This is a genomic window from Nocardioides daphniae (assembly GCF_004777465.1).
GTDB lineage: Bacteria > Actinomycetota > Actinomycetes > Propionibacteriales > Nocardioidaceae > Nocardioides > Nocardioides daphniae.
Map to the genome: position 1 here is coordinate 410,000 of NZ_CP038462.1, position 17,031 is coordinate 427,030.

A 17,031-nucleotide genomic window follows, 5' to 3' on the forward strand; every position below is an offset into this window, starting at 1 on the left:
CCGTCCCTTCGTTGGAACCCATGAATGAAGTTGAGTCGACTGCACTCAACTAGTTTGCTTCTCGACGTGCGACCGACGCAGAATGGGGAGCACCAAGGCTTACCCGGCGCCCTGCCGGGTCGTTACAACGGAGGTAAAGCAATGGCACGTGCTGTCGGAATCGACCTCGGTACGACGAACAGCGTCGTCGCCGTCCTCGAGGGTGGCGAGCCCACCGTCATCGCCAACGCCGAGGGCGCCCGCACCACCCCGTCGGTCGTCGCGTTCGCCAAGTCCGGCGAGGTCCTCGTCGGCGAGGTCGCCAAGCGCCAGGCCGTCACCAACGTCGACCGCACCATCAAGTCGGTCAAGCGCCACATGGGCACCGACTGGAAGAACGCGATCGACGACAAGTCCTTCACGCCCCAGCAGATCAGCGCCTTCGTGCTCCAGAAGCTGAAGCGCGACGCCGAGGCCTACCTCGGTGAGCCCGTCACCGACGCGGTCATCACCGTCCCGGCGTACTTCTCCGACGCGCAGCGCCAGGCCACCAAGGAGGCCGGCGAGATCGCGGGCCTCAACGTGGCGCGCATCGTCAACGAGCCCACCGCCGCGGCCCTGGCGTACGGCCTCGACAAGGGCGACGACCAGACCATCCTCGTCTTCGACCTCGGTGGCGGCACGTTCGACGTCTCGCTGCTGGAGATCGGTGAGGGCGTCGTCGAGGTCAAGGCGACCTCCGGCGACAACCACCTCGGTGGTGACGACTGGGACCACCGCGTCGTGCAGTGGATGGTCGAGAAGTTCAAGAACGCCAACGGCGTCGACCTCTCCGCCGACAAGATCGCTGCCCAGCGTCTCGAGGAGGCCGCCGAGAAGGCGAAGATCGAACTCTCCTCGTCGTCCGAGACGCACATCCACCTGCCCTACATCACGCACGGCGAGTCCGGCCCCCTCCACTTCGAGGAGAAGCTGACCCGCGCGGAGTTCCAGAAGATCACCGCCGACCTGCTCGAGCGCACCAAGGCTCCCTTCAAGAACGTCCTCAAGGACGCCGGCGTCGCCGTCTCGGCGATCGACCACGTGGTCCTCGTCGGTGGCTCGACCCGCATGCCCGCCGTCACCGAGGTCGTCAAGGAGCTGCTCGGCGGCAAGGAGCCCAACAAGGGCGTCAACCCCGACGAGGTCGTGGCGCTCGGCGCCGCGCTCCAGGCCGGTGTCCTCAAGGGCGAGGTCAAGGACGTCCTGCTCCTCGACGTCACCCCGCTGAGCCTCGGCATCGAGACCAAGGGCGGCGTCATGACCACCCTGATCGAGCGCAACACCACCATCCCGACCAAGCGCTCCGAGGTCTTCACCACCGCTGACGACAACCAGCCGTCCGTGGAGATCAAGGTCGCCCAGGGTGAGCGCCAGATGTGGGCCCAGAACCAGCCCCTCGGCAACTTCGAGCTGACTGGCCTCCCGCCGGCCCCGCGCGGCGTGCCGAAGATCGAGGTCACCTTCGACATCGACGCCAACGGCATCGTCCACGTCACCGCGAAGGACCAGGCGTCGGGCAAGGAGCAGTCGATGACCATCTCCGGCGGCTCGGCCCTGAGCAAGGACGACATCGCCAACATGGTCGCCGAGGCCGAGAAGTACGCCGAGGAGGACGCCAAGCGTCGCGCCGCGGTCGACGCCCGCAACCAGGCCGACTCGCTGGTCTACACGACCGAGAAGTTCATCGCCGACAACGGCGAGAAGCTCCCCGAGGACGTGAAGACCGAGGTCACCGCTGACGTCGAGGCCCTCAAGGCCACGCTCGCCAACGAGGAGGCCGACGCCGACGAGATCAACGCCGGTGTCGCCAAGCTCAACGAGTCGAGCCAGAAGATGGGCGCCGCGCTGTACGCCGCCGCTGAGGCCGAGCAGGCCGCTGCGGGTGGCAACGACGAGTCCACCGGGGCCGAGGACGCCGACGTCGTCGACGCCGAGATCGTGGACGACGCCGAGGGTGACTCCAAGTGACTGACCCCCACGAGTCCGACGTGAGCCAGGACGTTCCCGGCGCCGACCCCGCCGCTCCGGCGGCGGGGTCGGACCAGGACGCCCCGGCCGGTGCGCCGGAGGTCGACGGCTTCGAGGTCGACGGCCTCGAGGCTGCCGACGTGGAGGCCGACGAGGAGGTCCTTCCCGCCGACCCGGCTGCCGCCGTGCAGGCCGAGCTCGACGAGCGGACGGGCGACCTGAAGCGGCTCCAGGCCGAGTTCCTCAACTACAAGCGCCGGGTCGACCGTGACCGGGAGCTGATCGCCGAGAACGCGACGTACAAGGCGCTGACCCCGGTGATCGAGGTCCTCGACACGGTGGCCCGGGCCCGCGAGGCCGGCGAGGTCGAGGGCGGCTTCAAGGCCGTCGTCGACCAGCTCGAGCAGGCGGTCGTCAAGGCGGGCCTGGTCCGCTTCGCCGACCCGGGTGACCCGTTCGACCCGACGCTGCACGAGGCGCTCAGCAACATGGGCCCCGACCCCGAGGTCAGCGTCACCACGGTCAAGCACGTGGCTCGTGCCGGCTACCGGATCGGCGACCGCGTCGTGCGGGCCGCGCAGGTCCTGGTGGTCGAGCCGGCCGACGGCTGACCCAGCACCACCCAGCAGCACCGTTCCACCCGCAACTGCGGAGTTGATGCGCCCCGCCCCGGCGTGTCGGCGCATCAACTCCGCAGTCGCAGCAGCAGCACCCACAGACCTCAGGAAGGAGGGCGAGCAGATGGCAGCCACCGACGGCATGCGCGCCGACTGGGCGCAGAAGGACTTCTACGCGGTCCTGGGAGTCAGCAAGACCGCTGACGCCGCAGAGATCAAGAAGGCCTACCGCCAGCTCGCCCGCGAGAACCACCCCGACTCCAACCCCGGCGACGAGGCCAAGGCCGAGAAGTTCAAGGCCGTCGCCGAGGCGTACGACGTCGTCGGCGATCCCGAGAAGCGCAAGAAGTACGACGAGATGCGCTCCCTCTACGCCTCCGGCGGCTTCGGCGGTGGCTTCGGCGCAGGGCACCAGGGCGGTTTCGACCTCAACGACCTCTTCGGCGACCGCGCCGGCCGCGGCGGTTCGGGTGGCTTCGGGGACGTCTTCTCCGACCTCTTCGGCGGCGCCCGCCAGCGCACCACCCAGCGCCCGCGTAAGGGCCAGGACGTGGAGACCAGCGCCACCATCAGCTTCACCGACGCCATCGACGGCGTCACCATCTCGCTGCGGCTGACCTCCGACGCTGCCTGCGGCACCTGCCGCGGCACCGGCGGCAAGCCCGGCACCAAGCCGCACGTCTGCAACGTCTGCGACGGCGCGGGCACGATCAACACCTCGGCCGGGGCGTTCTCGATGAACGAGCCCTGCCCGGCGTGCGGCGGCCGTCAGCTGCTGTACGACGAGCCGTGCCCCACCTGTGGCGGCACCGGCCGTGGCTCCTCAGCGCGCACCATCCAGGCCCGCATCCCGGCCGGCGTCAAGGACGGCCAGAAGATCCGGCTCAAGGGCAAGGGCGGCTCCGGCGAGAACGGTGGCCCCGCGGGCGACCTCTTCGTCACCGTCAAGGTCGGCAAGCACCGGATCTTCGGTCGCTCCGGCGACAACCTGACCCTCGACGTGCCCGTCTCCTTCGACGAGGCCGCGCTCGGTGCCGAGGTCAAGGTGCCGACCCTGGGCGGCTCGCCGGTCACCCTGAAGATCCCCGCGGGCACGCCCACCGGGCGCACCTTCCGGGTCCGCGGCAAGGGCGTCACCCGCCGTGACGGCACCAAGGGCGACCTGCTCGCCACCGTCGTGGTCCAGGTGCCCACGACGCTCGATCCGGCTGCGCGCGCGGCCGTTGAGGCCTACCGTGATGCCACGGCCGGCCGTGGCCTGAGGACGAACCTGTTCGAGGAGGAGTGATGAGCGGCTTCGGAGTGCCCTCGCCCGACGCGGCGGTCTACGTCATCTCCGTCGCCGCCGAGCTGACCGGTCTCCACCCGCAGACGCTGCGGACGTACGAGCGGATGGGCCTGATCACCCCCGGCCGCACCGGCGGCGGTGGGCGTCGCTACTCCCACCGCGACATCGAGCTGCTCCGCGAGATCGCCGAGCTGACCGGCGCCGGCATCGGCCTCGAGGGTGTACGCCGCATCCTCGAGCTCGACGCCCGGGCCACCGCACTGGCCGAGGTCAACGCCGACCTGATGGCCGAGCTCCGCGCCACCCGCGAGGCGCTGCGCGAGGCCCAGGCCGCGCTGGCCGCCCGCTCGAGCATGCCCGGCAGCCGGGTTCCGGCGCTGCGGCAGAGCAGCAACGAGTCGTCGCTGGTGGTCTGGCGCCGCCAGCGCTGACGTCGCTGACGGGCCGGCCTGGCTGGCCGGCCGACTCAGGCCTGCCGCATCCCACCGCGCTGCACGTGCGTCAGGTGGAGCGCCCCGTCGAGGAGCGCCCCGCGGCCGTCGGCCCCGCGCAGGTCGGCCCCCAGCAGGTCGGCATCGGTGAGGTCGACCTCTCGCAGGTCGGCACCGATCAGCAGGGCGCCGCGCAGCGAGGCGCCGCGCAGGTCCCGGCCGCGCAGGTCGGCCCCGGCCAGGTCGGCGCGCGCCAGGTCGTCACGCTCGGCCCACCGCTCGGCGGCGGCCCGGCAGACGGCGTCGAAGAGCGGGCGTACGCGGTCGCGCAGCTCGTCCAGGTCGACCGCGAGCAGGTCGTCGACCTCGAGGTGCGTCAGCGCCACCACCTCCTCGACCAGCGGGTCGATCGCGGCGGCGTACGCGTGCCCCGCCCAGTGCCGCCGGTCGCCGTCGAGCAGCGCCACCACCTCGTGGAGCTGCTTCACCACCGACAGCACCGCGGCCATCTCGCCGAGGTTGGTGCCGTTGCGCCACCCCTTCCCGCCGTAGGTCACCTGCGTGACGTGCTGGCCGGCCCCGAAGCAGTCGAAGCGGACGCAGCCGGGCCAGCCCCGGGGGACGAGCTGGTCGTGGATGCCGCACCGGTCGTCGTCCGTCAGGTGGTGGCAGGGGACCCCGCCCGGCTTGTCCGCGCCGAAGCCGTCCGACCGCGAGTAGGGGAGCAGGACGCAGCACAGCCCGGAGCACTGCGAGCAGTCGGCCTGGAGGACGGGCAGGTGCATGCGGCCATCCTCGCAGTCGCGGCGCGCGGCAGGCTCGGGCTGTGGAGGCTCAGGCGTCGAGGGACTTGACCGTCCCGTAGTCCTTCAGCAGCGGGTAGGGACGCACCGGGCGGACGGCGCCGCCCTCGGCCACCTGGATCAGGTGGTCGGCGATCGTGCGGGCGGAGACGCCCTTCACGATGTAGGCCCACGCACCCTCCTGGAGGGCGGCCTCGGTCATGTAGGTGGCGCTGATCGCGGAGCAGACGACCACCTTGGTGGTCGGGCAGTCCTCGTAGATCAGCGGCAGGATCTCCAGCCCACCGATCTCGGGCATGTGGAGGTCGAGCACGACGATGTCGGGCTGCAGCGCCTTGACCATCTCGATGGCGGTCTCGGCGTCGCCGGCGTCACCGGCGATCCGGAAGCCGGCCGACTCGAGGGCGACCCGCAGGACGAAGCGGACCTCCTCGTCGTCGTCGACCACGACGACCGACACCTGGTGGCCGCGAAGGTCGCGCACCATCGCGGGCTTCGGCTCGGGCGCGACCGGCGCCTCGACCGGCGTCGGCTCGGGCGTCGACTTCTTCGTGCTGCGGAACAGCTTCACCTGGGTCCTCCTCTCCCTCGGAGAACGGCCATCTTTTCACGTGGAAACGCTCCGCGTGGCAGGAATCGGACGGTACTACCCGTTCTTGGGGAGATCGCGTCTAGACGTCCTCGCGGTGACGCGTCGAGGGGTCCCGTTCGCCGCGTACGGCACGGTTGTCGGCGATGCGCTGGAGCATCGCGTTGTAGGCCTGCAGCTCGGCGTCGTCGTCGCGGTCGGCCCGCCGGTCGGCCTGCTTCGCGCGCCGCGTGTCGTCGCGGAACCACTGCGCCAGCAGCACGATCGCGACCAGCAGCAGCGGCACCTCGCCCATCGCCCAGGTGAGCCCGCCGCCGAAGGACTGGTCGGCCAGCAGGTCGGTCGCGTAGGGCCGGTCGATCGTCGAGTAGTAGTCGGCGCCGATCAGCTGCGTCGTGCTCATCACGGAGATCGCGAAGAAGGCGTGGAAGGGCGCCACGGCGATCAGCAGCCCGAGCCGACCCAGGTGCGGCAGGCGACGCGGCAGCGGCGAGGAACCGATCAGCACCTCGTAGTAGAGGAAGCCGGCGAGCAGGAAGTGCAGCTCCATCAGGGTGTGGCCCAGGTGGACCGACATCAGCCAGTCGTAGATGCCGGTGAAGTAGATGGCGTAGAGGCTGCCCACGAACATCACGGTCGCGAAGGCGGGGTTGGTCACCACGCGCGACCACCGCGAGTTGAGGAAGGCGACCAGCAGCTGGCGTGGTCCGTCGCCGCCGGGGGAGTCCGGCCCCGGCAGTGCGCGCAGCGCCAGCGTGATCGGCGATCCCAGCACCAGCAGCACCGGCGCCAGCATCGACAGCACCATGTGGCTGCTCATGTGCACGCTGAACATCACGTGCGACCAGACGCCCAGGCCGCCCATCGTGGCGAAGGCGACGGCGACCAGGCCGACGTACCACGCCAGGGTGCGTGCCCACGGCCAACTGTCGCCGCGGCGGCGGAGCGTACGCAGCCCCAGCAGGTAGCCGACCGCCCCGAGGCCGACGACGGCCAGGCCGAGGCCGGAGAGCTGCCAGGTGGTGAGCATCCCGACGAAGGAGGGCTCGGGCGGCATCGGTCCGCCGAGCAGGCGCTCGGCCTTCGAGGAGTAGGGGGTGCCGACCGGCGGCGGGGTGCGCGACAGTGCCACGCCCAGGCCGACGGCCGCCGACATCGCGGCCAGCTCGATCCCGGTCAGCGCCGTGAAGCCGCGCCACGACGGGGCCGTGCCGGTGACGGCGCGCCGCAAACGCACGGCGACGACGCCGAGCAGCGCCAGCACCACGACCTTGGCCAGCGCCGCGCGACCGTAGCCGCTGGTGACGAAGCCGGCCAGGCCGTCGAGGCGGACGTACGCACTGATCAGCCCCGAGGCCGCGACCAGGCCGAAGCACCACGCCGCGAGTGCGGAGAAGCGCCGGGCGGCGCGGACGCGCAGCTCGTCGTCGGCGCGCAGGTGCCACCAGAGCGCCAGGACGCCGGCGCTCCACACGACCGCGGCGAGCACGTGGAAGCCGATCGCCACCACGGCGGTGGAGTGGCTGCCCGACGAGGCGGAGTGGCCGGTCAGCAGGGTCGGGACCAGCGCGGCGAGCGCGAGCAGGAGGGCCAGCGCCGCGCGCCAGGCGGTGGTGACCAGCAGGGAGCCCACGGCGAGCGCCGCGAGCAGCCCGAGCTGCCACGCCAGCGAGACGCCCTGGGAGAAGTCGGTGAGCAGGGTGCTGACGTCGCCGGGGCCGACGCGGCCGACCGGGACGGCGAAGATGTCGGAGGCGGTCAGCCAGATCTCGGCCAGCGTGAGCAGCAGCCACGTCGTGGCCGACCAGCGCGCGGTGCCCACGGCCGTACGCTGCAGCCCGCCGAGCCCGTCACGCAGCTTGACCGCGGTGAGCAGTGGGACGACCAGGCCCGCGACCGTGACCACGGCGGCGGCGTCACCCAGGAACAAGACGACCGGCAGCGCCCAGGCGGTGAGGGCGCCGGCGTACGGCAGCCCGGGCAGCGGCGACTCGACCCCGCCGGCCAGGGCCAGGACGAGCGCCATGACGCCGAGGCCGAGCAGTGCGACGAGTGCGCCCGGGCCGACCGGGCCGAGCATGCCGGGGGTGGTGCTGCGGGGAGCGGGAGTGCTCATCGATCCCTGCGCTGACGCTTCATCGCCCGCGCCCCCAGCGCCCCGCCGGCCAGGAGGAGCACGAGCACCAGCAGCACGCCGCCGGCCACCAGCCAGGAGACGGACCAGGTGCCGTCGGTGCCGTCGGTGCCGTCCGTGCCCTCGTCAGCCGCGTCGGCCGCGTCGGCGCTCGGGTCGGCCGACGGCGTCGCGTTGGGCACGCCCACCTCGGAGCCCTCGCCCTCGAGGGTGAAGCGCACCTGACCGGTGATGGGGTGCCCGTCGGAGGAGATCACCCGGTAGGCGATCGTGTGCTCGCCGGCGGCCCGGCCGCGCTCGACCGGCTGGCGCACCTCGTCACCCTCGACGGTCGCCTCGCCGCTCTGGAGCCCGGCGCCGTCGGGGCCGGTGACGACCACGGTGGCAGGCGTACGCACCTCCTCGCTGAAGGTGAGCACGACCTCGGTGGGCAGCTCGGTGAGCGAGGTGCCGTCCTCGGGGCTCGACCCGGTCAGCCCGGCGTGGGCCAGGGCCGGTGCGGCACCGAGCAGCACGGTCGCCGCGGCGGCGACGACGGCGACGACGGTGGCGCCGACACGGGGGCGCGCGGAGGGACGGCGGGTGCGGGTCATCGGGTCTCCCGGTGGTGGGGCTGGGCCTTCGGCCCATGCTACGGAGGCCGGGGCACCGCCCACGCCCTGCACGAGCGACCGCCCGCCGCGTTGTGGCCGCAGCCACACGCGACGGGCGGTCCCGTGCTGTCAGGAGGGGTCAGGTGCTAGGGGCTCAGCAGCCGCCGTACGCCTTGCCCTTCTTGAGGGCGATCTTGCTGGTCGGGCGCTCGCCGTACTTCAGCGAGTAGCTGCGGGCCCAGTCGAGCTGGCCCTTGGCGCTGTCCATGGTCCTGTTGCCGTCGCCGACGAAGGTGAGGCGCAGGGTCATCGGGCCCTTGGGCAGCGCGGCCTTGTCGCGCACGGTGCCGACCGGGTTGCCGTTGACGAACCAGGTGATGTGCTTCTGGGTGACCTGCACGGCGACCGACACGGCACCGGAGGGGAACTTGCCGATCGTGCGGCCCCACTTGGTGCCCTTGGCGTTGCGGACACCGAAGGTGAAGGGCGAGTTGGGGCCCTTCGACTCGCCGAGGATGATGCTGGCCGTGCCGCAGGCGCGGGAGGCCTGGGCGACCGGGACGAGCTCGTAGCGCATCTTGTACTTGCGGCCCTTGCGGGAGTTCTGCGTCGTCACGCCACGGACCTCCCAGCGGCCCCAGCGGTCGGAGGCGCCGTTGAGGGTCGCGGTCGTGGTGCCGTAGGTGCCGTCGGGCGCGCTGGCGTAGCCGTCGCTGGCGAAGAGCATGCCGCCGTTGCGCGTGGTCACGCGGCCGGTGCCGGTGCTGGCCTCGCTCCAGGTGCCCTTCGACTTGGTGCCGAGCAGCGGCGGCGAGGAGAGCGACTCGCCGAACTCCCACTCGTAGCGGAAGCGCGGGTCGCGGCCCCAGCCGTAGCGGGACCAGGCGTGCTGGCGGCTGCCGCCGTGCGATCCGCCGGCGGTCGGTACGCCCGGGGCGAGGCCCGCGGCGACGGCCGAGGCGGCGACGGTGGCGCGGCGGTGCGGGAAGGTGCCCTCCTTGATGCGGGACGCCTTGGAGGTGACCCGGTGCGGGAAGGAGGCGTGCCAGCCGATGGCGTCGCCGTTGAGGGTCCACTCTGAGAGGCGGACGCGGTAGAAGTCGCCGACCGCGCGGTGCGTGGTGGTGAAGGTGGCCAGGCCGTAGGCGTCGGAGGTCGCGGTGGCGACGTCCTGCCAGCTCGTGGGGGAGACGCGACGCTGCAGCGTCATCGCGCGGCCGGCGAGCACGGCCGACGGGAGGTCGCGGTAGCCGGTGTAGGCGCGGCCCACGGTGTCGGCGAGGAAGGTGAGCTGGCCACCGACCCTGGCGTCGGAGGTCTGGGTGAGGATGACTTCCTGGGCGCGGGCGCTGGTGTCGCGCGCCGGGCTGGCGTAGTTGCCGGCCTTGACGCGGTACTTGAGTCCCCACATCGCCGAGGCGGGGGCCTGGACGGCGAAGGAGCCGTCGGCGTTGGTGTAGCCGTTGGTGCCCGGCACGTCGATCCAGTCGTCGCCGGCGCGGCCCATGTGCCGCTGCACGACGAGGGCCCGGCGGCCCGAGACGCCGACGTGGCCGTCGAGCGTGAGGCGCGAGCCCCCGACGAACTGGCCGTTGCCGGGCGTGATGGTCAGCGTCGGGTCCGCTGCTTGGGCGGGGGAGGCCTGCAGCAGGGTCGCGGACAGCACGGCTGCCGCGACGGTCGAGGTGATGCGGAGGACGGTCTTCACGTGGGGGGTCCGTTTCCCTGTTTCGAGAGGTGCGGTCCTCTCCAGAGTAGGACCAAATTTGGGTATGTACTCCATTTTGATGAAGAACAAGTGACCTGCAGCACGCCACTGAGTTGAGTGGAACAGACTCAACTTTTCTGACGTTGAGATGTGTGGGCCGCAAGGACGGTCCACAGTCCTCGCCACGGCTCGCGGGTGCGGGAGACTGCCACCAGATCCCCCGCCGGGACGACACAGGAGGACACCGTGAGCCAGTTCGGAGCCGACAAGTTCACCACCCGCAGCCGTGAGGCCATCGAGGCCGCGCAGCTGGCCGCCACCACCGGTGGCAACAGCCAGACCGAGCCGATCCACCTCCTGGTCGCGCTGCTGCGCCAGGAGGACGGGGTCGCCCGCAGCCTCGTCACCCGCTCGGGCGTCGAGGTCGCCGCAGTCGCGGCCCGCGCCGAGTCGGCCCAGGCAGCGCTGCCCAAGGCGACCGGCAGCACGGTCCAGCAGCCCGGGGCCTCCGCCGCCCTCACCCGGGTGCTCGCCTCCGCGCTCGACCTCGCCTCCTCGATGAAGGACGACTACGTCGCCAGCGAGCACCTGCTGGTCGCCCTGGCGACCGTCGAGTCGAGCGCCGCGAAGGTGCTCACCGACGCCGGCCTGACCGCCGACGGCCTGCGCGAGGCGGTCACAGCCGTGCGCGGCAACCGCCGCGTCACGAGCCAGGAGGCCGAGTCGACGTACGAGTCGCTCGAGAAGTTCTCCGTCGACCTGACCGCCGCCGCCGAGGAGGGACGCCTCGACCCCGTCATCGGGCGCGACGCCGAGATCCGCCGCGTCATCCAGGTGCTGAGCCGGCGCACCAAGAACAACCCCGTGCTGATCGGTGAGCCCGGCGTCGGCAAGACCGCCGTCGTCGAGGGGCTCGCCCAGCGCGTGGTCGCCGGCGACGTGCCCGACTCCCTCAAGGGCCGGCGCGTGCTGAGCCTCGACCTGGCCGCGATGGTGGCCGGGGCGAAGTACCGCGGCGAGTTCGAGGAGCGGCTCAAGGCCGTGCTCGAGGAGATCAAGCAGGCCGGCGGCCAGGTGATCACCTTCATCGACGAGCTGCACACCGTGGTCGGCGCAGGTGCCGGCGGCGACTCCGCGATGGACGCCGGCAACATGCTCAAGCCGATGCTGGCGCGCGGCGAGCTGCACATGATCGGCGCCACCACCCTCGACGAGTACCGCGAGCGGATCGAGAAGGACCCGGCCCTGGAGCGCCGCTTCCAGCAGGTCTTCGTCGGCGAGCCCAGCGTCGAGGACACGATCCAGATCCTGCGCGGCATCCAGGAGAAGTACGAGGCGCACCACGGCGTGCGGATCACCGACGCCGCGCTGGTGGCGGCCGCGACGCTGAGCGACCGCTACATCACCGGCCGCCAGCTGCCCGACAAGGCGATCGACCTGATCGACGAGGCCGCGAGCCGGCTGCGCATGGAGATCGAGTCGTCCCCGGAGGAGATCGACCAGCTCCGCCGCAGCGTCGACCGCCTCAAGATGGAGCAGTTCGCGCTGGAGAAGGAGAGCGACGACGCCTCCGTCGAGCGCCTCGCCCACCTGCGCAGCGAGCTCGCCGACCAGGAGGAGGAGCTGCGCGCGCTGGAGGCCCGCTGGGAGCGGGAGAAGGCGTCGCTGGAGGGCGAGGGCGAGCTGCGCAAGATGCTCGACGCGCTGCGCATCGAGGCCGAGCGGCTGGTGCGGGAGGGCGACCTGGCCAAGGCCAGCGAGATCCAGTACGGCCACATCCCCGAGCTGGAGAAGCAGATCGAGGCGGCCGCCGCTGCCGAGACCGACCAGGCCGAGACCGAGAAGCTGGTCGGCGAGGAGGTCGGCGCCGAGCAGGTCGCCGACGTCGTCGAGGCGTGGACCGGCATCCCGACCGGACGCATGCTGCAGGGCGAGACCGCCAAGCTGCTGGAGATGGAGTCGGTGATCGGCGAGCGCCTGATCGGCCAGGCCGAGGCGGTCAACGCGGTCAGCGACGCGGTGCGTCGTTCGCGGGCCGGCATCGCCGACCCGAACCGCCCGACCGGCTCCTTCCTCTTCCTGGGCCCCACCGGCACGGGCAAGACCGAGCTGGCGAAGGCGCTGGCCGACTTCCTCTTCGACGACGAGCGGGCGATCATCCGCATCGACATGAGCGAGTACTCCGAGAAGCACTCGGTCTCGCGCCTGGTCGGTGCTCCTCCCGGCTACGTCGGCTACGACGAGGGCGGGCAGCTGACCGAGGCCGTACGCCGTCGCCCCTACAGCGTCGTGCTGCTGGACGAGGTGGAGAAGGCCCACCCCGAGGTCTTCGACATCCTGCTCCAGGTGCTCGACGACGGTCGCCTGACCGACGGCCAGGGGCGCACGGTCGACTTCCGCAACACGATCCTGATCCTCACCTCCAACCTGGGCTCGCAGTTCCTGGTGGACCCGCTGCTCGACGCAGAGGTGAAGAAGGAGCAGGTCATGGGCGTCGTGCGGGCCTCCTTCAAGCCGGAGTTCCTCAACCGTCTCGACGAGATCGTCACCTTCTCCGCGCTCTCGCAGGACGAGCTGACCCACATCGTCGACCTGCAGCTGGCGCTGCTGGAGAAGCGGCTGGCGGTGCGTCGGATCACCATCGACGTCACCGACGAGGCACGCTCCTGGCTGGCCTCGACCGGCTACGACCCGGCCTACGGCGCCCGCCCGCTGCGCCGCCTGATCCAGACCGCGATCGGCGACCCGCTGGCGCGGATGCTGATCGCCGGCGAGGTCGCCGACGGCGGACGTGTCACGGTCGCCCGCGGCGACGACGGCCTCGAGCTGACCGCGGCGCGCGACTGAGGGCGTACGCCTGGCTGGTGGGCAGGCCCCCTGCGGAGATGAACGGTCGTTCGATCATTCTCTGCAGGGGGTCGACCCCGGTCCGGGGCGCGGCCTGCGGCCGTCCGGCCGAGTTGGCTCCCCATGATGGAATGACCGCGTGAGCAAGCCAGAAGCACTGCCCCGTCCGCCCCAGGTGACCATGCTGGGTTGGATGATCCTCGTCGGGTCCGTCTTCGTGGTGGTCAACATCTTCGAGACCCTGACGGGCCTCCGCTCCCTCGAGACCCGCGAGATGGTCGAGGACTACCTCGGCTCGGGGCCGGGCGCCGACCTCGGCTGGAGCGTCGAGACCGGTCTCGGCGCGCTGCGGATCACCGCGATGGTCGCCGCGGTGGCGGCAGCCGCCTCGGCGGTGCTCGGCTGGTTCGTGCTCAAGCGCAACACCGGGGCCCGGATCGCGCTCACGGTGCTCGCCGTGCCCCTCTTCCTCGCCGGCGTCGTGGCCGGCGGCTTCATGTCGTCGCTGGTCGCTGCCTCCATCGCACTGCTGTGGATGCAGCCGTCGCGCAACTGGTTCAACGGGATCGCGCCGCCGCCCCCGACCCCGCTGGGTCGCGACGACTCCGGCGCCCGCAACCCCTTCGCCCCCCGGGAGGAGGGGCCGCGTACGCCGCAGGTCACCGGCGCTCCTGACGAGCCGACCGACGCCCGCCCGGTCGACGGCTTCGGCGACCGCCCCACCTGGGGTGCCCCGGTCGACCGGCCGGCCGAGCAGCCGGCACCGCCCGCCGCACCGACCAGCCCCTACGGACACGCGCCCGGCACGCCCTACGGCGCCCCCGTGGCCACGGCTCCGCAGCAGCAGCCGCAGTACGGGCAGCCGCAGTACGGCCAGCAGCAGTGGGGCCCGCAGCCGCCGGCAGGCAAGCGTCCCGCGGCCGCCCTCTGGGCCGCCCTGCTCACCTGGCTCTTCGCCGGCTTCGCCTTCGTCTCGTCGGCCTTCGCCGTGGTGGCCCTGATGGTCAACCCCAGCCAGATGGATGCCGAGATCGACCAGGTCCTCAAGGACGTCGAGGGCCAGCAGGGCGCCGAGGCCATCACCTCGGACATGCTGATCGGCACGATGATCGTCTTCGGCGTTGGTCTGGCGATCTTCAGCCTGGTCGCGATGCTGGCCGCCGGGCTCGTCCTGGCCCGCCGCAAGCAGGGCGCGATCATCCTGATGATCACCTCGGCCTTCACCGCCGCCTTCTGCGTGCTCGGCACCCTCGCCGCCGCCCAGGTGCTCCTGCTGCCCCCGGGCCTGGCCGCGATCGCCGTCCTGGTGCTGCTGCGACGCCCCGAGGTGCGCGCCTGGCTCGGCAACCGCTGAGTCGCTGACGGGGGACCGCCCCGGTCGCTACGGTGGCGGCTCCGCACCTGAGGAGTCCCCATGAAGCGCAGCCGCCCCCTGCTCGCGGCCACCGTGGTCGCGCTCGCGACCTCGCTGGCGGCCTCCGGCTGCAGCCAGGTCGTGGACCTCTTCACCGGGGACGACCCGGTCTTCGACTCGGCCCTCCCGGCCGACGAGCGCGAGGTCCCGGGGCCGGCGTACGTCCTCGACGCCGACCGAGCCCGCCTCGCCACCCCGAGCGGGTCGGTCACCCTGGGCGCCCTCTCGGCCGGCGCCTGGACCCGCGACGGCCACTTCCTCGCGGTGGGGGCTGACGACCTCCGGCTGGTCGCCCCGACCGGTCGTGTGGTCCGCACCGTCGAGCGTGACCCCGCGGACCCCGAGCTGGGCGACCTGCGCTGGGACAGCTTCTCGCTCACGCCCAACGCTGCGTCCTTCCTCTCGTACGCCGCCCCCTTGCGCATCGAGCTCTACGCGCCCGACCTCACCGGGCACCGCGTCATCGACGTCCCGGCGGACGCGATCGCGACCGACCAGCTCGACCCCGGCTCCGTCTCCGACGCCGAGCTGCACCTGCACGGCGACCCGATCACGCTCGACGGGGTCACCTGGGTCGAGTGGAGCATCAACTCCGAGGACGACACCAAGACCGACCACGGCGTCCTGCGCATCACCGGCGAGGGTGAGGACCTCGAGGTCACTGAGGTGCTCCGCAACGAGCCGGTCGTGCGGCTCCTGCCCGCCCACGACGGCTCCGCGCTGCTGGTGCTGCGCCAGCGCAACGGCAGCAATGAGGACTGCGGTGGTTGCGTGGTCGAGCAGGACCTCGTCGAGCTCGACCCGGCCACCGGCGAGGTCGCCGCCGAGTACGGGATGCCGCCCGGCTACGACAGACACTGGCGGGTCGACGCCGTCGACAAGGTCGGCGACACGGTCGCCGTGCGGTTCGAGCGCCGCATCCGTGAGGTCGAGGAGGACCTCGCCGACGACGACGTCGAGGACCAGGACGTCCACGAGCTGCAGCTGTGGACGTACGACGGCGAGTGGACCCACGTCCAGGCGCAGGACGGCACGGCGGTGCGGTGGCTCGAGGGGGGTGCGCTGGTGCGCACCGTGCTGCCCGGGGCGGGGCGCTCCGAGGCCGGCGCCTACCGGTTGCACTGGCTCCCCGACGGGGTGGAGACCGTCGACGACGCGGGCGCGGAGCTGCTCTTCGACGGCCGCTCCGACCGCCGGTGCGAGCGCTTCGAGGAGCGCAGCTGGTGCCCCGCGGCGATCACGCCCGGGACGCTGCTGCCGCGAGGATGAGGTAGGCGGCGCCCGGTCGGCGCCGCCCACGGCGATCCCCCTGTTTGGGTGATTCGTCGGCTCGTCCTGGCTGCCTACTCTTCTCGCGCCGAGGTGGGCCCGGCGTTCGGGGGAAGCCGGACCTGCCTCCGGCTGCGGTCAGGCGCGCAGGTCGGCGGCGCCCAGCCGCCGTAGCCCCTCCTCGAGGACGCTCTCCTGCTTGCAGAACGCCCACCTCACCAGGTGACGGCCGGCCTCGACGTCGTCGTGGAAGACGCTCGTCGGGATCGCCACCACCCCAGCCCGCTCGGGCAGCGCCTCGCAGAAGGCCATGCCGTCGGCCCAGCCCAGGCCGGAGACGTCCGAGAGCGCGAAGTAGGTGCCCTGCGGCATGTAGGTCTCGATCCCGAGCCCGTTGAGCCCGGCGACGAGGTGGTCGCGGCGCGCACGCAACGACGTACGCAGTGTGGCCGGGAAGTCGTCCGCCTCGTCGAGCGCGACGGCCGCGGCAGGCTGCAACGGCGCACCGGAGGTGTAGGTGAGCCACTGCTTGGCCGTGGTCAGCGCGGTGACCAGGTGCTCGGGACCGGTGGCCCAGCCGATCTTCCAGCCGGTCAGCGACCACGACTTGCCCAGGCTCGACAGGGTCAGCGTGCGCTCGGCCATCCCCGGCAGGGTGCAGAGCGGGACGTGCTCGGCGGCGACGTCGAGCACCAGGTGCTCGTAGACCTCGTCGGTGACCACGACCAGGTCGTGGGCGATCGCCACCTCGGCGACCACGTCGAGCTCGGCGCGGGTCAGCACCGTGCCGGTCGGGTTGTGCGGGGTGTTGAGCAGGATGAGCCTGGTCCGCGGCGTGACCGCGGCCCGCAGCGCCTCGGCGTCGAGCCGGAAGTCGGGGGCGCGCAGGGTGACCGGTCGGCGTACGCCCCCGGCCATCTGGATCATCGCGACGTAGGAGTCGTAGTAGGGCTCGAGCACGACGACCTCGTCGCCCGGGTCGACCAGCGCGAGCAGTGCGGCGGCGATCCCCTCGGTCGCACCGGTGGTGACGACGACCTCGCTGGCGGGGTCGAGGGTGATCCCGTAGTGGCGCCACTGGTGGGCGGCGACCGCCTCGCGCAGTGCCGGGATGCCGATGCCGGGGGCGTACTGGTTCTGCCCCGCCATCAGGGCGCGCTCGGCGGCGTGCAGCGCCAGCGCCGGGCCGTCGACGTCAGGCGCGCCCTGGCCGAGGTTGACCGAGCCGCTCCGGGTGGCGAGGGCCGACATCCGGGCGAAGATCGTCTCGCCGATGCCGGCGATGCGGGACGCGGGAGGACGCATGGCAGCGAGCGTAGCGCCGGCGGGCGAACGGCCGGGTCCGTCGC

The 17,031-nt window shown here is 72.1% G+C and carries 13 protein-coding genes; 7 read left to right on the top strand and 6 right to left on the bottom strand.

Going from position 1 to position 17,031, the window contains the following annotated elements; all coding sequences use genetic code 11:
• The first annotated feature begins 141 nt into the window (after window positions 1–141).
• The 4 genes from dnaK (at window position 142) to E2C04_RS02025 (ending at window position 4,325) form a co-directional block, all read left to right on the top strand.
• Window positions 142–1,989: a molecular chaperone DnaK gene (gene dnaK / locus E2C04_RS02010; RefSeq protein ID WP_135831338.1), complete on the top strand. Its 1,848-nt coding sequence runs from the start codon at window positions 142–144 to the stop codon at window positions 1,987–1,989.
• Window positions 1,986–2,600: a nucleotide exchange factor GrpE gene (grpE, locus tag E2C04_RS02015; RefSeq protein ID WP_135831339.1), complete on the top strand. Its 615-nt coding sequence runs from the start codon at window positions 1,986–1,988 to the stop codon at window positions 2,598–2,600. Before dnaK ends, grpE begins: the two co-directional genes overlap by 4 nt.
• 130 nt (window positions 2,601–2,730) lie before the next feature.
• A complete protein-coding gene (gene dnaJ, locus E2C04_RS02020; protein WP_135831340.1) occupies window positions 2,731–3,894 on the top strand; it encodes a molecular chaperone DnaJ in 1,164 nt (387 codons plus the stop codon).
• Window positions 3,894–4,325: a heat shock protein transcriptional repressor HspR gene (locus E2C04_RS02025; protein ID WP_135831341.1), complete on the top strand. Its 432-nt coding sequence runs from the start codon at window positions 3,894–3,896 to the stop codon at window positions 4,323–4,325. The genes dnaJ and E2C04_RS02025 overlap by 1 nt, the downstream gene beginning before the upstream one ends.
• Window positions 4,326–4,360: 35 nt before the next feature.
• On the opposite strand, the gene E2C04_RS19080 is transcribed toward E2C04_RS02025, so the two are convergent.
• From E2C04_RS19080 to E2C04_RS02050, 5 genes are all read right to left on the bottom strand, one after another.
• A complete protein-coding gene (locus E2C04_RS19080) occupies window positions 4,361–5,110 on the bottom strand; it encodes a pentapeptide repeat-containing protein (protein WP_135831342.1) in 750 nt (249 codons plus the stop codon).
• 49 nt (window positions 5,111–5,159) lie between these two features.
• A complete protein-coding gene (locus tag E2C04_RS02035) occupies window positions 5,160–5,699 on the bottom strand; it encodes a response regulator (protein WP_135831343.1) in 540 nt (179 codons plus the stop codon).
• A 100-nt stretch (window positions 5,700–5,799) separates the two neighbouring features.
• Window positions 5,800–7,833, bottom strand: a complete 2,034-nt coding sequence (locus E2C04_RS02040; RefSeq protein ID WP_135831344.1) for a bifunctional copper resistance protein CopD/cytochrome c oxidase assembly protein — start codon at window positions 7,831–7,833, stop codon at window positions 5,800–5,802.
• Window positions 7,830–8,444 (bottom strand): copper resistance CopC family protein, encoded by a 615-nt coding sequence (locus E2C04_RS02045; RefSeq protein WP_135831345.1) that lies wholly within the window; start codon window positions 8,442–8,444, stop codon window positions 7,830–7,832. The genes E2C04_RS02040 and E2C04_RS02045 overlap by 4 nt, the downstream gene beginning before the upstream one ends.
• A 154-nt stretch (window positions 8,445–8,598) precedes the next feature.
• Window positions 8,599–10,152, bottom strand: coding sequence for a hypothetical protein (locus E2C04_RS02050; RefSeq protein WP_135831346.1), 1,554 nt, complete (start codon window positions 10,150–10,152; stop codon window positions 8,599–8,601).
• A 246-nt stretch (window positions 10,153–10,398) separates the two neighbouring features.
• On the opposite strand from E2C04_RS02050, the gene clpB reads away from it, so the two are divergent.
• From clpB to E2C04_RS02065, 3 genes are all read left to right on the top strand, one after another.
• Window positions 10,399–12,999: an ATP-dependent chaperone ClpB gene (gene clpB / locus E2C04_RS02055; RefSeq protein ID WP_135831347.1), complete on the top strand. Its 2,601-nt coding sequence runs from the start codon at window positions 10,399–10,401 to the stop codon at window positions 12,997–12,999.
• A gap of 139 nt (window positions 13,000–13,138) precedes the next feature.
• Window positions 13,139–14,353 (top strand): hypothetical protein, encoded by a 1,215-nt coding sequence (locus tag E2C04_RS18185; RefSeq protein WP_188420761.1) that lies wholly within the window; start codon window positions 13,139–13,141, stop codon window positions 14,351–14,353.
• A gap of 60 nt (window positions 14,354–14,413) precedes the next feature.
• On the top strand, window positions 14,414–15,682 hold the full coding sequence (locus E2C04_RS02065) for a hypothetical protein (protein WP_135831348.1): 1,269 nt from the start codon (window positions 14,414–14,416) through the stop codon (window positions 15,680–15,682).
• 138 nt (window positions 15,683–15,820) lie between these two features.
• Here the strand turns inward: E2C04_RS02065 and E2C04_RS02070 are convergent, their stop codons facing one another.
• Window positions 15,821–16,987 (bottom strand): pyridoxal phosphate-dependent aminotransferase, encoded by a 1,167-nt coding sequence (locus E2C04_RS02070; RefSeq protein ID WP_135831349.1) that lies wholly within the window; start codon window positions 16,985–16,987, stop codon window positions 15,821–15,823.
• Window positions 16,988–17,031: the final 44 nt, after the last annotated feature.

What these genes read in the sequence shown, in the direction of transcription:
- dnaK (WP_135831338.1), top strand. Translation starts at nt 142, where the DNA reads ATGGCACGTGCTGTCGGAATCGACCTCGGTACGACGAACAGCGTCGTC.
- dnaJ (WP_135831340.1), top strand. Translation starts at nt 2,731, where the DNA reads ATGGCAGCCACCGACGGCATGCGCGCCGACTGGGCGCAGAAGGACTTC.
- E2C04_RS02025 (WP_135831341.1), top strand. Translation starts at nt 3,894, where the DNA reads ATGAGCGGCTTCGGAGTGCCCTCGCCCGACGCGGCGGTCTACGTCATC.
- E2C04_RS19080 (WP_135831342.1), bottom strand. Translation starts at nt 5,110, where the DNA reads ATGCACCTGCCCGTCCTCCAGGCCGACTGCTCGCAGTGCTCCGGGCTG.
- E2C04_RS02040 (WP_135831344.1), bottom strand. Translation starts at nt 7,833, where the DNA reads ATGAGCACTCCCGCTCCCCGCAGCACCACCCCCGGCATGCTCGGCCCG.
- E2C04_RS02045 (WP_135831345.1), bottom strand. Translation starts at nt 8,444, where the DNA reads ATGACCCGCACCCGCCGTCCCTCCGCGCGCCCCCGTGTCGGCGCCACC.
- E2C04_RS02065 (WP_135831348.1), top strand. Translation starts at nt 14,414, where the DNA reads ATGAAGCGCAGCCGCCCCCTGCTCGCGGCCACCGTGGTCGCGCTCGCG.
- E2C04_RS02070 (WP_135831349.1), bottom strand. Translation starts at nt 16,987, where the DNA reads ATGCGTCCTCCCGCGTCCCGCATCGCCGGCATCGGCGAGACGATCTTC.